Here is a 14,487-nt window from a genome sequence, read left to right on the forward strand (position 1 = left end):
CCATATTCGAACGTACGTATGCGTGTATGACGCTTCGTTAGTCACACCCGACAGAATCGGTTTGGATGCGTGAGTTTCGCTAACGTCTACATATCACGCGATAAGACAGTCCTAACGAGGCGAGTGTGATATCGGTTGCGCCAAAAACCGAGGCGATGGTGGGCGATTCACTCCAACTCGACGTGGACCTCGACGAACGTGACCGACGAGCGGTCGGCGTCGATGGTACAGGTAACCGGCGAGGAATCGTCGAGCGGGGGTGAACCACAGTTCCCACCTTGTGCGACGAGATAGTCGTACCATAGCTTGGAGTGCGACGAGTCGATTTCGATGGTCACATCTCCGTCTGTGGTGACCGTCTGAGTACTCCCGCGCTCGAGTCGGACGAGAACGTCGGTCTGTCCGGCGACGGCATCCGTCGAGGACGCCGACGTCGTGAGGGGGACCAGAACGACCGTGTCATCGAGTCCGGACGCGACGAGTTCCGGTTCGCGGACGACGACGAATCCACCGTCAGCCTGTTCGCGGAAGACGGCTCCCCCGACGTAGACGAGACGTGTTCCGTCTGACCTCTCGTAGACGAGCGATTGAATCTCCCTCTGTTCGCCGTTCACAGTTATCGTCACCGGGTCTCCGAAGGACAGACTCGCCTCAGAGAGTTTCACTTCGGTGGCCCGACTCGGTGCACCGTGGACCGTGACGTCGGTCATCGTGTCAGCAATCGTCGTCATCGCGCGTTCGGCGTTGGTGCTGCGCTCGACGTCCTGCACGTGGAGGAGTGCTGGGTAGCCGAGTGCGAACACTAACGTGACGGTGCTGATGACGAGTGCAAACACCAGGACGAACGAGAGGAGTTCGCTCGAGCCTCGGTCGTCAGTCATCTCTGACCTCCATGGAACTGCCGTTGTAGACGAGACGGAGCGTCTCGCCTTCGACGGGCGTTGGGGCATCGACAGTCGTGTTCGAGACGAACGGAATCGTCACCGAGTGACCAGACTCTGTGGTCGTGAGTGTGAGGTTGTACACGGGACCAGTCCCCGAGATGGCAACCGAGTAACTCCCGCCAGAGACGGTCGGAAGGTCGACAGTTCGCTCGACGTATCCATCGGTGCCGGCAGAACGAACGAGCACGTCGGTCGCTTCGAGTTCCGCCGCGAGTTGTGTCCCGACGATGGTCAATCCTTCCGTCGTCGCCCGGTCGTGTTGGTCGGTGACGACGTCGGCCGCGACGAAGACCAACCCCGAGATGAGCAAGGTTGCGATGCCGAGGACCTGAATGTAGTTGACCGTCGAGGAGACGGCGCGGTCGGACTGCGTGAATCGGTTAGACATCGTTAGCACCTCCAGTGACGCTGATAGGCGTCTCGTAGCTGAGATTCTGCATCTCGTATCGAAGGGTGACGTCGAGTTGAGTGACGACGGCACGTGCTGTCGGGCCAGCGGCAGGGTCGTCGGAGTAGTCGTCTGGGGTCACCACGTCACCGTCGACGACGAGCGTGTAGTTCCCCGTCGCGTTGTCGCCGTTCGAGAAGTTGAGGGTGTACTCACCCGAGACGTCGCCGTAGAACTGCAGAATCGGTGCATCGGTCCCATCGATACTGGCGTTGGTGAAGTTCAGTTCGACCAGTTCACCAGATGTGTACGTGGTGTTGTACGTGTCCAAGCCGGGCGAATCGGAAGACTCCACGGCGACAGTCAGGTTCGACGACCACTGGAAGACGTACACGTTCCACGTCGTCGAATTGTTGACGACTTCGACGTGGAACGCACTCGATTCGAGGACTGCGGTGTCGTTGCTGTCAGCCTCGGTGATTCCGACGTCGGTCGGGGCCACAGCGAGCGTGAACGACTGCGTGTCGGTTACGTTCTCGACAACCGCCCAGTCAGGTTCGGTCGAGTTGTTGGTGAACGACAGACTGTCGTTCGTCTGTGAGACGTTCGTCAGCACGTGGATATCACTCTCGTCGAACGTGAGCGACGTCGCCCGCCCAGTTGCCGCCTGTTCGCGGGCGTTGATGGTGTCCCAGTCGCCGATACCAGCGGTGAGGTTGGCTCTAGCGTCACTTCTCGTAATGTACTGTCTGTCGTTGACGGTCGCAACGAGACCTTCGAGTGCGCCTTCGGTGTCGCCACGGTACTGGACCGTATCGAACACGTCGGCCCGGTCGTTCCCCTGCGCGGCGTACGTCTCGGTGTAGATGGCGGCGTTGAGCACCATCGCGAGTGCGACGAGGAGGATGGCGAGGATGAACGCCCCGACGAGGAGGAGTTGCCCTCGGTCGTCACGTCGAATCGCGCTCAGAGTCGCCATGCGACCACCTCCACCTGGACGACGTTGTAGACCGGACTACTGAGAGACGCGTCGGGGATGTAGAAACTCGAACTGTTCCACGCCTCCGCGAGCGTCGTGTCGGTCGAGTTTTCGCCGCTGTCGAACAGCACGTCGTCGTCGTACAGCGTCACCGTTCGAACCGCACGAATCGCGTCGTCACTCGGCGTTCCCTGCTCGACGAGCGGGCGGGAGACGACAGTCGCGTTGTCTGCGGCGGTCGAATCGTTGTAGTAGTAGACGTTGACGTTGTAGGCGTATCCCGCGTCTGCGAGTGTCCTGTCGAGCGAAGCCCCGAACGCCGTCGGCATCCCTGCGACGTAGTACCCATCGTCACCGGTACCGTGATACGTGCCGTTGCCGTCGGTGCCGACGTACGAGTCGTTCCAGTGTAGGAGCGACGGTTTCAGTGTCTCAGAGGCGACTGCGTTGGAGAGGACACCCCGAGCGAGGTCTGCCTGCTGCAGTTCCGCTGCGCCACCGGCAGTCCCCGCCGAAAGTGCGGTGATGCCCGTCGCCTGTAAGGCAAACACGAGTGTGCCGAGGAGGAGAATCGCTGCAGCGAGACCCTCGACAGTGAAGGCTTGTCCACGGTCGTTCATCGCCACACCCTCACTGTGAAGAGCACGTCTTCGCCTTCGATGGAGACGACGCGGCGAACGACTGCGACAGAGCCGTCTTGGGGTGGGGTTTCACCGACTGTGAGAGGGTTGGTTGGGGCTCCAACGACGTTGCCTTCGGCTGTGACGTTCACCGAGTAGCCATCGTCTTCGAGTTCTGCGAGTAGTGAGTTCGGGTTACTCCCAGTGAAGAACGCGACTGTGTCGGTTGCGTCCAGTTCGCCGGGGGCCGTCGAGCTTCCGAGGTGTACCTCTGTCAGTTGCGTCGCGACTCGTTCTGCGACCACGGGAAGTTCTGCGTCGTCGCTGTAGGGCGCAATCATTCCGGGGACGAACTGAACGAGGAAGCCGAGGACGAGCAAGAACAACCCGACGCCGACGACGAAGTCGAGACCCGTCTGTGCGCGTGTGTCGCGTGGTGGGCGGCCACCGAATTGGATGAGACGGAGACCGAGTGTCATCTACCCCACCACCGTCCAGACGAGAAGCGACACGGTGAGCATCGCGACGACGTATTTGAGGCCGCTGCGAACGTCTGCTTCCTGAATGTACCCGCAGATGACGCCGGAGATGATGGCCTGCAGCGTCACCGCGTGGAAGAACAGAAGCGAGAGCAACGGTGTGTTGACGCCTGAACCGAAGCTGGTCGCGCCAGAGGCGTTGGCCGAGAGTCTGCTCATCACGTCGATGAACTGCGTCTTGAGGATGGCCATCACCGCCAGCAGCGTGAGGAAGGTCATGACGATGATGACAACCTGCATCCGCGTGCGAGTCTTCTGTTCGCGGTCGATGTCGTCTTGATTCTCGCTGGCCTGTGCGGCCGCAGAGAGAACAGACGAGATGTGGTTCGACGCCTCCTGTGCCTTCATGATGAGTTTGAGCGTCCGGGCGAGTCGCGGGAGGTGATAGCGGTTGTTGAACTCCAGTAACGACTCTTCGAGACTCATGCCGTAGTCGACTTTCGCGTACATGTTCTCGAACTCGCGAGCGAGTTTTCCGGGCGTCGTCTCCGCGACAGTCTTGATCGATTCGAGGAGCGTCAGCCCCGTGTCGTTCGCACTCGAGAGTTTTCGGAGGTTATCCGAGAGGTTGTGCAAGACGGCACGGCGCGACCGGACGTTCCACTCGTGGAATATCGCCAACGGCGTGAAGACGATGTACAGCGGGACGTAGAGGTAGAGAATCGTGCCGCCGACGGGGTTGGCCAGAATCTCACTCCACGACGAGGGAGCACCGTTTCCAATCGCGAGGAGGACGAGGACGGCCGACACTGGAATCGTGACGACCAGCGTGTACAGTGGGTGGTCGCGGAAGAAGTGGTGCGGGCGCGTGAGGATGGCGACCGCTTCGTGGCTTCCTTCGTAGTCGTGGATACGGTCGAAGATGCTGTAGGTTCCGATGAACCGCTCGACGAGTCCGACGTCGGTGAGCCCTTCGTGTTCGTGGGCGACGTAGTACGAGTCGTCCTCGGGACGGAGGTAGCCCGACCCAGGGTCTTCGCGGCGAACTGTCGACAGCATCACGAGGAACATGACGCCGAGAAGCGGCAAGATGCCGTAGACGGTCAGATAGAGCATGAAGTCTTGGACCTGTCCGAGGAGACTCATCGCCGCGAGGATGATGACGAGGAGCAGGGGGAACAGCGAGAGGGTCATGTACATCTCGCCGAACAGTTCCAGCGTGTCGAGCGCCAGTTCCTGTTCGTTCCGCGCGGTTCGCATGTGCTTCGACCGCTTGTCGTCGAAGAAGCGAGTCAGGTCGCCACCACTGTTGATGATAGAGAGCATGTCGACGAGGAACTGACTCAGTTCTTCGCTGGGCGTCACCGAGGCCTGTTCGCGAATCGCAGACCGGTAGTCGGTGTCGAAGTACTCGGTCTCCCAGACGATAGATTGGAACTCTCGTGCGGCCTCGCCGTAGGTGTCGTCGGCGCGGGCGACGGACTCCAGAATCTCGAGTTGGTTGAGCCCGCCGACCGACAGCGCGTACATGAACGAGATGACGTCGGGGAGAAGCAGGTTGATTTCACGCCGTCGCGCCGACGAGCGAGTAAACGGAACCGTCACTAACCCGCCGAACGCCGTCGCGAAGCCGAACGTCCCGAAGAGGAGTCCAGTCAGGAAGACGATAAACGGGACTTTGAGCGTCAACAAGAACGCCCGAGTCGCGTCGTCGATCGTGAAGATGCCGAACGTCGGCGCTGAAAACGCCGTCGGCGAGACGAGACCCGTCGCAAACAGTGCGTACCCTGCGAAGATGCCAAACAGCCACAGCAAGACGCCAGAGAGGAATCCGATAGCGACCGCTCGAGAGAGGTAGAGTTCGACCGTGTCGGGCATCCGCGACTCCGCGAGTTTGCGTTCGAGTTTCGTGACGAACTCGCTGTCGGGAACGAAGACGTGCCGAGTGAGGGGCAAGAGCCAATCACCGAACGCGTCGAGCGCACCGAATTCGAACTCGTCGTCGACTCTTCCTGGTTCGAGACTCATCGCGACGCCTCCGCCACATCTGTGACCGTCGCGACGTCGGAACCGACTGCGAACGTCTCGACGACGCCAGCGACTCGGTCTGGGTCGACTTCGACACCTGCTGCTTCGAGGACTGCTGTGAGCGACGATTCAGTCACGTCGGTCCCAGTCGATTCGAGCAGGATGGTCGCGTAGACGTACTCCATCGCTTACCTCCCGCCCTCGTCAGAGTCCGCATTTTTAGCAGGCGAGGAATCAGGCTCCGCTGGGTCACCAGGCGACCCGTCAGTCTCCTCGTCGCTCTCGACACCACCATCTCCGACTGCTTCGGCGCCGTCCCCAGCAGACGACGTCACGTCTGTCCCATCGGGGAGTGCTGGAACCTCGTCGTCGGAAGCCGGCAACTGCGGGTTCAGTGGGATGACAGTCGGTGCGACGGCGTCGGCAAACACGTCTCCGAGGCTCGTCACCTCGTAGTCGTCGTATTCGGGGAACAGCGACTCGGCCGCGTCTTCGAGAATCTCTTGCGTGTAGGCGTAGAGTTCCTCACTCGGGTCGGGACGGGGGACGAGCGCCTCTTTTTCGGGCTGAATGTCTATCTTGACACTCTCCATCTTGCGCAGGTCTTCGAGACTGCGTTCGAGGCGGTCCGAGGCGATGAGCGCCAGCACCATGTCCGGGTCGGCGATGAACGCCTGAATGGTCGCGGCGACCTGTGCGTACTCTTTCAACCCGTTCGCGATGATGTACGCGAGGACGACCTTTCGCTTGAACAGTTCCAGTTCGAGGCGTTCGCGGTCCCACCCTAAGTCGAACATGAGCTTCTCCAGCGTGTTCGAATTGCCAGTCGAGACGTACTCGTCGGCGCCCGCTTGCCACTGGAAGATGTCTTTGACGTTGATTTCGTCGTTCTCGGGGTCGAAGTGGTTGATTTCGGTGATTGCCTTCGTCCGTCGCACTTTCTGGCCGCGAACCCGCGTGGACGTCTGCACCGACACCAGGTCGAGCGCGGTGAACATCGACTTCGAGACGTTGATGGGGTCGGTCGTGAAGCGTTTGATGACCTCGCCCACGGAGTCGGCGTGGAACGTCGTCAGCGTGGTGTGGCCGGTGGACATGACCTGGAAGAGCGTCCGGCCTTCCTCACCTCGAACTTCGCCCATGACGATGTAGTCGGGGCGTTGTCTGAGTGCCGCTTCGAGCAGGTCGAACTCGTCGATGTCGCCCGTTCCGTCCTGCGTGAACGACGGGCGAGTGACCGCAGACACCCAGTTGCGCTGTGGGAGTTCGACCTCGCGCGTGTCCTCGATAGAGACGATTTTCGCGTTCGACGGGATGAAAAGCGAGACGGCGTTCAACGAAGTCGTCTTCCCGGACGCTGTCCCGCCGGCGAAGATGAGCGAGCGCTTCGACTCGATAGCCAACCAGAGATACGCCATCTCGTCGAGCGAGAAGGTGTGCCAGTTGACCAAATCGACGGGCGTGAACGGGACGTCCTTGAACTGGCGGATGGTGTAGTTCGTTCCGTGGCCGCTGACTTCCCATCCGAGTGTGAGTTGTGCCCGAGAGCCGTCGGGGAGCGTCGCGTCGACCTGCGGTTGGCGTTTCGAGATACCCTTCCCCGAGCGCTGGGCGAGCTTGATGACGAAGTTGTCGAGTTCGCGCTTTCCGTGTTCGACGTTGGTGATGACCTGTTCGTAACTGCTGTGGTAGACGAACACCGGCGAGTTGTAGCCGTCACACGAGATGTCCTCGACGTTGATGTCGTGTTTGATGGCGTCGATGCGGCCGTAGCCGATGAAGTCGCGCTTGAGGAAGTAGAGAATCTTCGCAACCTGCGCGGGAGTCAGTGTGTCGGCGTTCTCTTCGAGAACCGCCGGTTCCGGGCGAATCGGGTCGAGCGGGACACCCTCGGTCGTGACGGGGCCATCCGGTTCACCCGCAGTGATAGCGAGCAGGCGTTTGAATCGACTGAGTGTCGAGTTCGCCGCCGTCTTCGTCGCGAGGTCGTATCGGTTGAGCATCCGGTAGGTCAACCGCTCGATGGTCGCGGCGCGTTCGTCCAGCGCACCGTCGACAGCAACCTCGTCGCTCGAATATTTGATGGCCGTGCGGAGTTTGCCCGAGATGAATTCCTTTACCTTGTGTTCTATCTCGTTGAGGTGCGGTTCGACGACGTAGTACTTCTTTTCGTTCTCGGTCTGAGAGTGGAAGACGATGACGAACGCGTACGGTTTGTTGACCCAGTAGCGTTCGACTTCGACGAAGAACGGTTTCTTTTCGACCGGGACTGCTTTTTCGAGGTCGTATCGGTTGACGAGCGTCGGCCGTCCGTCCGGCGACGAGAAGAACGCGTCTTCGTCGAGTTCGGGGTCGACCTGTACGGTCCGGAGGTCAGAAAGCGACTTGAGGCCAGTGCCACGCTGACTCGCGTCGCCCAAGATTCCGGGGAGTTCGACCGGGTCGAATCCGAGGTAGGCGCTCGGGTCGAACGGGATGACAGCACCGTCGACGTCACGCGGCGGCAGTCCATCTTCGTCGAAGTAGTACTCGCGCTTGAACTGCGCCCACGAGTAGCTCTGTTTCGACGTGAGTGAGATTCCGGTCGCGTCGGTCAACACCGCACCGTACTCTGCTGCTTTGGCCGCCGCCGCTTCGAGTCGTGACGGGAGTTCGTCAGGGTCGAATCCGAGGTAGGCGCTCGGGTCGAACTCCACGCGGTCCCAATCTTCCCCGTGCGGGACGAATCGCTCTGGAGTCGAACTCCGGAAGCGACTGAGGAAGCCACTCGAAGAGCCTGACGTTTCGCGAGGGTACAGGTCGGGAACTTGGTCACCGTAGCCGTACTCCTCCATGAAGTCGGCCCACGTGTAGACACCTTTGGTCACGTCACCCGGTCTGACTGTCGCCGCCGCCCCCCAACGTGGGTTGCCGTCGAGACTCATCTCGAGGACACCTCTGCGGAGGCCACACGGGAACGCACCGCTCCAGCCGAACCTGTTCGTTCTTCAGGATTAGCGGAATTAACCATTTGAGATAATAAACACCTAGAACATCCATAGTTACCAACCGGCTATCACGACGCAGATGGCCACAGACGAGGGGTTAGGAACAACCTTCTGAGACGGTTACGAGGACGATCGCCGGAGAATGGGTGAAATCTGTGCGAAACGATTCACCGGGAGTCTGCGCCAATCGATCGTCTGTGGACCGGTGTATCGACACAAAATCTCCCCGGTGACAATATTCATGCTAATGGAGCTACGTGTCTGTACTATGTCTCAATCAGCCGTTCTCCTCAACAGACTCGACGAAGACAACTGCTCGTTCTGTGACGGAGACCTCGTCGTCAGTACGTACAAAGGGAACGACGCAGTCGTCTGTGACGAGTGCGGGACGCCCACGATTCAGCTCTGGTAAGGGAACCACGTCGACGCGTTCGACTGCGTCGACCACTCACCACGTCGACCACTCACCGCATCGACCACTCACCGCATCGACCACTCACCGCGTCGCTTCGTTCGCTGCGAGACGAATCGCCCCGAATCGAACGAGGTCGGAGACGTCCTCTAGTTCGCCGTCGAGCGGCCTATCGTCGTTCAGCGGTGGGACCACTGACCGAATCGCGTCGCGGACAGCGCCCGTTCCGCGTCCGAGTTCGAGGCCCGCTTCGAGGAACTCTGCTGCCTGTGCTCCACAGAGAAGTTCGACGCCAACGATAGTCGCGACGTTCGCTGCGACGACCCGCGCGTTCAACGCACTCTGCCCGCTCATACTCACGTGGTCTTCTTGCCCTCCACTCACTGGTGTCGAGTCGAGTGACGGCCGGCCGAAGGAGCGACACTCGTTGAGGAGTGCCGCGGCGGTGTACTGCGCAATCATGTATCCCGACCGCAGACCACTGTGCTCTGTCAAGAACGGTGGGAGGTAGGGTTCCTGAACGTCGGGGTTGAGCATTCGGTCGGTTCGGCGTTCGGAGATGGCCGCGAGTTCCGTGAGCGCACCAGCGGCGTAGTCGAGGCGGAGCGCCAACGGTTCGCCGTGGAAGTTCCCTGCAGAGACGACGGCAGCGACGTCGGTTCCGGGTGCGCGTTCGTCAACCGACCCCGCAGGGAAGACGAGCGGGTTGTCGGTGACGCTGTTGAGCTCGATATCCACCGCTTCGCGCAGATGGCCGACAGCGTCTCTGACGGCACCGTTGACCTGTGGCAGACATCGAATCGAGTACGCGTCCTGGACGCGCTCACAGTCTTTGTGCGACTCGAGGACGGTCGAACCCTCGGTGAGGCGTCGAATCGCTGCGGCGCTCTCCTGTTGGCCAGCGTGCGGCCTGACCTCGTGGACCGCCGGGTCGCAGTTGGCCGTCGTGCCCATCGTCACCTCTGTCGTGAGCGCACCGGCGGCGTCCGCCGCGTCCACGATTCGCTCGGCGTCAACCACGAACAGCGACGCAAGCCCGACGGTGAGTTGGGTTCCGTTGATGAGCGCCAACCCTTCCTTGGATTTGAGTGTCACCGGTTCCAATCCGACCGCGGCCAGTGCGTCGGCACCCGGTAATCGGTCGCCACCGACGTGTGCTTCGCCTTCGCCGATGAGGACGAGCGCCATGTGCGCCAGTGGTGCGAGGTCACCGCTGGCACCGAGACTGCCTCGGGAGCGGACGGCCGGGTGGACGCCTTCGTTCAGCATCGAGACGAGGAGTTCGACGACGGCGGGGCGAATCCCCGAGTAGCCTTTCGCGAGTGTGTTCACCCGCGTGACCATCATCGACCGGACTTCGGGACGAGTGAGTTCACGACCCGCACCCGCCGAGTGACTCCTGACGAGGTTGGTCTGGAGTCGTTCGATGTCCTTCCGGTCGATGTGCGTCTCGACGAGGTGACCAAAGCCGGTGTTGACGCCGTAGACTGGTTCGCCAGAGTCGAGGACGGACTCGACTCGGGCACGCGACTCGCGCATCCGCTCACGGGCCTCAGCGTCGATTTCGACGGGTGCGTCGTCGCGGGCGACGGCGGCGACGTCTTCTGGCGTGAGCGACTCGCCGTCGAGGACCACAGTGTCCGGAAGCGAGGCCGACTCACGCATCGACGACCACCCCCGATTTCAGGACGGTCGAGACGGGATTCGTGTCGAACCGATACGCGAGGTGAGTCGCGTTCGGGGCGTCGAGGACGACAGCGTCGGCCGGACTTCCGGGACGCAAAGTTCCAGTCCCGTCAGCGCGTCCGAGAGCACTCGCCGCAGCACTGGTGATGCCGCGGATGGCCTCGTGTGGCGTCATTCGCATCCCGACGCTGGCGAGTGTGGCGACGAACCCCATGCTTCGTGCAAAGCAGTTCGGATTGAAATCAGTGGCGAGGGCGACTTCGTGACCGGCGTCGAGGAACGCACGCGCGTCGGCGTACGCCGCACCGAGTCCAAAGGCGGTTCCGGGGAGCACGACCGGTGTGACCCCCGCTTCGACGAGCGTCTCTCGCCCCTCGTCGTCCGTGTGCAGAAGGTGGTCTGCGCTCGCTGCGCCGACGGTGGCCGCCACGTCGGTCCCGCCGATAGCGGCGAACTCGTCGGCGTGAATCTTCGGCGTGAGACCGAACTCACGCCCTGCCTCCAGGATACGCCGCGATTGGTCGGCGTCGAACACACCACGCTCACAGAACACGTCACAGAACTCGGCGATGTCCTGTTCTGCGACGGCAGGGAGTTGCTCGGTGACGACTTCTTCGACGTAGTCGTCGGTATCCATCCCGCGTGGGACGGCGTGTGCCCCCATGAACGTCGGGACGACGTCGACCGGGTGATTCTCGCCAGCACGGTCGATCGCGTCGAGCATTCGGAGTTCTGTCTCGGTGTCGAGACCGTAGCCAGTCTTCACTTCGACTGTCGTCGTCCCGTGGGCGAGCATCTCGTCCAGGTGGGTAGTGAGGTTCGCAACTAGCTCGCCGTCCGAGGCCTCGCGGACGGCGTCGACAGTCCGGAGAATCCCACCACCATCAGCAAGTATCTCCTCGTACGTGGCGCCCTGTAGTTTCGCGACGAACTCGTCCGAACGGTCACCGGCGAAGAGGGCGTGCGTGTGCGGGTCCACGAACCCCGGAAGAACCGTCTTTCCAGTCGCGTCTATCGTGGTCTCGGCATCGTCGAGTGGGTAGTCTGCGAGGACTTCTTCCGTCGGGCCGACAGCGGCGACACGTCCATCGACTGCGGCGAACGCGGCGTCTTCGGAGACGACGAGACCGGTGTCGTCGTCAGGTCCGACGACGAGTTCTGCCGCACTGTGGACGACTGTGAGCGTGTCGTTCGCTGCCGTCGGCGATTCGTCACGTTTCGACTCACGCATCGAACGTCACCCCCGACAAGAAGTGTGCGATTGCCCGTGCCGCGGCTTTTGCAGTCCTATTGTCGTCGTCTAACGGAGGTGCGCACTCGACGACTTCGAAGCCGGCGATTCGGGAATCGGACGCGACGTGGTGGAGCATCCGGTACAACTCGCGAGTCGTGATACCGCCGGGCGTCGGCGCACTCACACCCGGTGCGGCAGTCTCGTCGAGGACGTCGACGTCGAGACTGACGAAGATGACGTCGCAGGATGCGAGCGAGTCGAGGGCGAAATCGACTGTCTGGAGCGGGTCACGGCCGACCTCTTCGGCAGTGAGGATTGTCCCCCCAACTTCGCCCAAGAAATCGGCGTAGGCTGTCGACGTCTCGAAGTGCCGCGCACCGACGACGGCGAGTCTGTCGAGTCCCTCTTCGTACAGTTGCCAGTAGGGTGTCCCGCTCGATGGTCCATCGACGGGGTCGCGACAGTCGAGGTGGGCGTCGAAACTCACCACGCCAACCGACACGTCACGGTCCAAAAGCGGCCTGACGTTGGCGACGGTCAACGAGTTGTCGCCACCGAGGAAGACCGGAAACGACCCGCGTTCGTACACGTCTGCCGTGATATCGGTGACCATCGACTGGACCGCGGCAACGTCGTCGGTCACGTCGTCGAACGCGACGTCACCGAGGTCCGCGAGGGTCGAGAGTGGACCGTCGTCGAAGTGGTGTGACTTCACCGACGCGAGTTCCCGACGAATCTCCGTCGGTCCTTCGCGCGCGCCACGCCGGCCGACGACTGCACCATCGTACGGTTCGCCGACGAACACCGCGTCGTACTCACCGACGTCTTCGATGCTGGTCTCGTGGACGACGTGACCGAACTGTTCGTCGTTCGGGTCCGACGAGGTTCCCTCCCAGTGAGATGGCTCACGAATCGTCATTCGTCGCCTCGCGCTGCGTCGTACGCTCGCATCGGGATGTGGACACCCGACTGCGTCGCTTCGTCCAGTGCGTCTTCGTAGCCGGCGTCAGCGTGTCTGACGACTCCCATTCCGGGGTCTGTGGTGAACACCGCGCGGGCTTTGTCCGCCGCGAGGTCACTCCCGTCGAGGACGACGTGGTTGTTGCTGTGGAGGGAGTTGCCGATACCGACGCCGCCACCGTCGTGAACCGAGACGATATCTGCGCCCGCGGCGGTGTTGAGAAGCGCGTTGAGGATGGGCCAGTCGGCGATGGCGTCGGTGCCGTCACGCATCGCTTCCGTCTCACGGTTCGGACTGGCGACCGAACCTGCGTCGAGGTGGTCACGCGTCACGACGACTGGGGCGGAAATCTCGCCTTCAGCGACGAGTTCGTTGATTTTCAGCGCGAAGCGAGCGCGTTCGGTGACTCCGTCCTCGTCGGTGTGGTAGCCAAGCCAACAGACACGGGACGGGAGCCCCTGAAACGACACCTGTTCCTGTGCGAGGTCTATCCACCGCATGAGCGACTCGTTCTCGGGGAAGAGTTCACGAATCGCCTCGTCGGTTCGGTAGATGTCCGCCGGGTCGCCAGAGAGTGCGGCCCAGCGGAACGGCCCGCGTCCGCGGCAGAACATCGGTCGAATGTAGGCAGGGACGAATCCTGGGAAATCGAACGCGTTCGTCATCCCACGCTGTGTCTCGACCTGTCCGCGGATGTTGTTCCCGTACTCGAAAGCGACTGCACCGCGGTCCTGCAAGTCGAGGATGGCCTGCACGTGTCGCTCCATCGTGTCGAGACTCGCTTCGACGTAGGCGTCGGGGTCGTCTTCACGGAGTTGGTCCGCCTCTTCGACCGAGTAACCGCTCGGGTAGTAGCCCTCCAGTTCGTCGTGGGCACTCGTCTGGTCGGTGACGACGTCTGGTATCTCGTCGCGCGCGAGGAGTGCTTCGAGCATGTCGGCGGCGTTCATCTGCACGCCGACGCTGTACGGTTCGCCTGCGTCGAGCGCGTCGTGTGCCCTCTCCAGCGCCTCGTCTAACGAGTCGGCAAACTCCATCAAGTAGTCCGTCTCGACACGGCGCTGGATACGGTCAGCTTTGACTTCGGCGGCGATACAGACGCCGTGGTTCATCGTCACGGCCAGCGGTTGTGCCCCGCTCATTCCACCGAGACCGCCTGTCACGACGAGTTTCCCACGAAGGTCGCTCTCGTACTCCTGTCGGGCGAGTTCGGCCAACGTCTCGTACGTGCCCTGAATGATTCCCTGTGTGCCGATGTACGCCCACGACCCGGCGGTCATCTGGCCGTACATAATCTTGCCCTGGGCTTCCAGTTCGTGGAAGTGCTTCCAGTCGTCCCAGTGGCCGACGAGGTTCGAGTTCGCGATGAGGACCCGTGGTGCGCGTTCGTGGGTCGTAAACTTCCCGACCGGTTTGCCCGACTGGACGAGGAGCGTCTCGTCGTCTTCGAGTTCGCGCAACTCGGTGAGAATCGCGTCGTAGGCCGCCCACGAGCGGGCTGCGCGACCGGTTCCACCGTAGACGACGAGGTCCTCGGGACGTTCGGCTACGTCGGGGTCGAGATTGTTGTTGAGCATCCGGAGTGCCGCCTCCTGTCGCCACCCCTTGCACTCGATATCGCTCCCAGTCGGTGCCCCCTGATACCGACGCCACTGTTCGCTCGGTTCGCCGAGTCGACCCGTGGGGTCGGTCGGTCGCTGTTCGTGCATACCTCTCACTTCGGGACCACGACGGGTATCGGTTCCCCCACCACGCGGTGGTGAGTTTAT

At 61.8% G+C, this 14,487-nt stretch carries 13 protein-coding genes; 1 reads left to right on the plus strand and 12 read right to left on the minus strand.

Annotated elements, in window-relative coordinates; genetic code table 11:
- Window positions 1-167 precede the first annotated feature (167 nt).
- The 8 genes from GJR99_RS15840 to GJR99_RS15875 are packed head-to-tail and all read right to left on the minus strand — an operon-like array spanning window position 168 to window position 8,362.
- A complete protein-coding gene (locus tag GJR99_RS15840) occupies window positions 168-881 on the minus strand; it encodes a DUF7289 family protein (protein WP_151114030.1) in 714 nt (237 codons plus the stop codon).
- Window positions 874-1,332, minus strand: a complete 459-nt coding sequence (locus tag GJR99_RS15845) for a DUF7266 family protein (protein ID WP_151114031.1) — start codon at window positions 1,330-1,332, stop codon at window positions 874-876. The genes GJR99_RS15840 and GJR99_RS15845 overlap by 8 nt, the downstream gene beginning before the upstream one ends.
- Entirely contained in the window at window positions 1,325-2,311 is a 987-nt protein-coding gene (locus GJR99_RS15850) for a DUF7261 family protein (RefSeq protein ID WP_151114032.1), read from the minus strand. Before GJR99_RS15850 ends, GJR99_RS15845 begins: the two co-directional genes overlap by 8 nt.
- Window positions 2,299-2,931: a DUF7288 family protein gene (locus GJR99_RS15855; protein WP_151114033.1), complete on the minus strand. Its 633-nt coding sequence runs from the start codon at window positions 2,929-2,931 to the stop codon at window positions 2,299-2,301. The genes GJR99_RS15850 and GJR99_RS15855 overlap by 13 nt, the downstream gene beginning before the upstream one ends.
- Window positions 2,928-3,410 (minus strand): DUF7287 family protein, encoded by a 483-nt coding sequence (locus GJR99_RS15860; protein ID WP_151114034.1) that lies wholly within the window; start codon window positions 3,408-3,410, stop codon window positions 2,928-2,930. Before GJR99_RS15860 ends, GJR99_RS15855 begins: the two co-directional genes overlap by 4 nt.
- Entirely contained in the window at window positions 3,411-5,438 is a 2,028-nt protein-coding gene (locus tag GJR99_RS15865; RefSeq protein WP_151114035.1) for a type II secretion system F family protein, read from the minus strand.
- On the minus strand, window positions 5,435-5,623 hold the full coding sequence (locus GJR99_RS15870; protein WP_151114036.1) for a P1/P2 acidic ribosomal protein: 189 nt from the start codon (window positions 5,621-5,623) through the stop codon (window positions 5,435-5,437). Before GJR99_RS15870 ends, GJR99_RS15865 begins: the two co-directional genes overlap by 4 nt.
- Before the next feature lie 3 nt (window positions 5,624-5,626).
- Window positions 5,627-8,362 carry a type II/IV secretion system ATPase subunit gene (locus GJR99_RS15875; RefSeq protein WP_151114037.1) on the minus strand — a complete coding sequence of 912 codons (2,736 nt, stop codon included), beginning with the start codon at window positions 8,360-8,362 and terminating at the stop codon, window positions 5,627-5,629.
- A gap of 331 nt (window positions 8,363-8,693) precedes the next feature.
- Between GJR99_RS15875 and GJR99_RS17535 the strand changes: the two genes are divergently transcribed.
- Window positions 8,694-8,837 carry an HVO_A0556 family zinc finger protein gene (locus tag GJR99_RS17535; protein WP_191967162.1) on the plus strand — a complete coding sequence of 48 codons (144 nt, stop codon included), beginning with the start codon at window positions 8,694-8,696 and terminating at the stop codon, window positions 8,835-8,837.
- A gap of 84 nt (window positions 8,838-8,921) precedes the next feature.
- Here the strand turns inward: GJR99_RS17535 and hutH are convergent, their stop codons facing one another.
- From hutH to hutU, 4 genes are read right to left on the minus strand one after another with little or no spacing between them, the layout of a single operon-like run.
- Window positions 8,922-10,502, minus strand: coding sequence for a histidine ammonia-lyase (gene hutH / locus GJR99_RS15880; RefSeq protein WP_151114038.1), 1,581 nt, complete (start codon window positions 10,500-10,502; stop codon window positions 8,922-8,924).
- Entirely contained in the window at window positions 10,495-11,754 is a 1,260-nt protein-coding gene (gene hutI, locus GJR99_RS15885) for an imidazolonepropionase (RefSeq protein WP_151114039.1), read from the minus strand. The genes hutH and hutI overlap by 8 nt, the downstream gene beginning before the upstream one ends.
- Window positions 11,747-12,676: a formimidoylglutamase gene (gene hutG / locus GJR99_RS15890; RefSeq protein ID WP_151114040.1), complete on the minus strand. Its 930-nt coding sequence runs from the start codon at window positions 12,674-12,676 to the stop codon at window positions 11,747-11,749. Before hutG ends, hutI begins: the two co-directional genes overlap by 8 nt.
- Window positions 12,673-14,427: a urocanate hydratase gene (gene hutU / locus GJR99_RS15895; protein ID WP_151114041.1), complete on the minus strand. Its 1,755-nt coding sequence runs from the start codon at window positions 14,425-14,427 to the stop codon at window positions 12,673-12,675. Before hutU ends, hutG begins: the two co-directional genes overlap by 4 nt.
- Between the last annotated feature and the right edge of the window lie 60 nt (window positions 14,428-14,487).

This window comes from Haloferax marinum (assembly GCF_009674625.1).
Lineage (GTDB): Archaea > Halobacteriota > Halobacteria > Halobacteriales > Haloferacaceae > Haloferax > Haloferax marinum.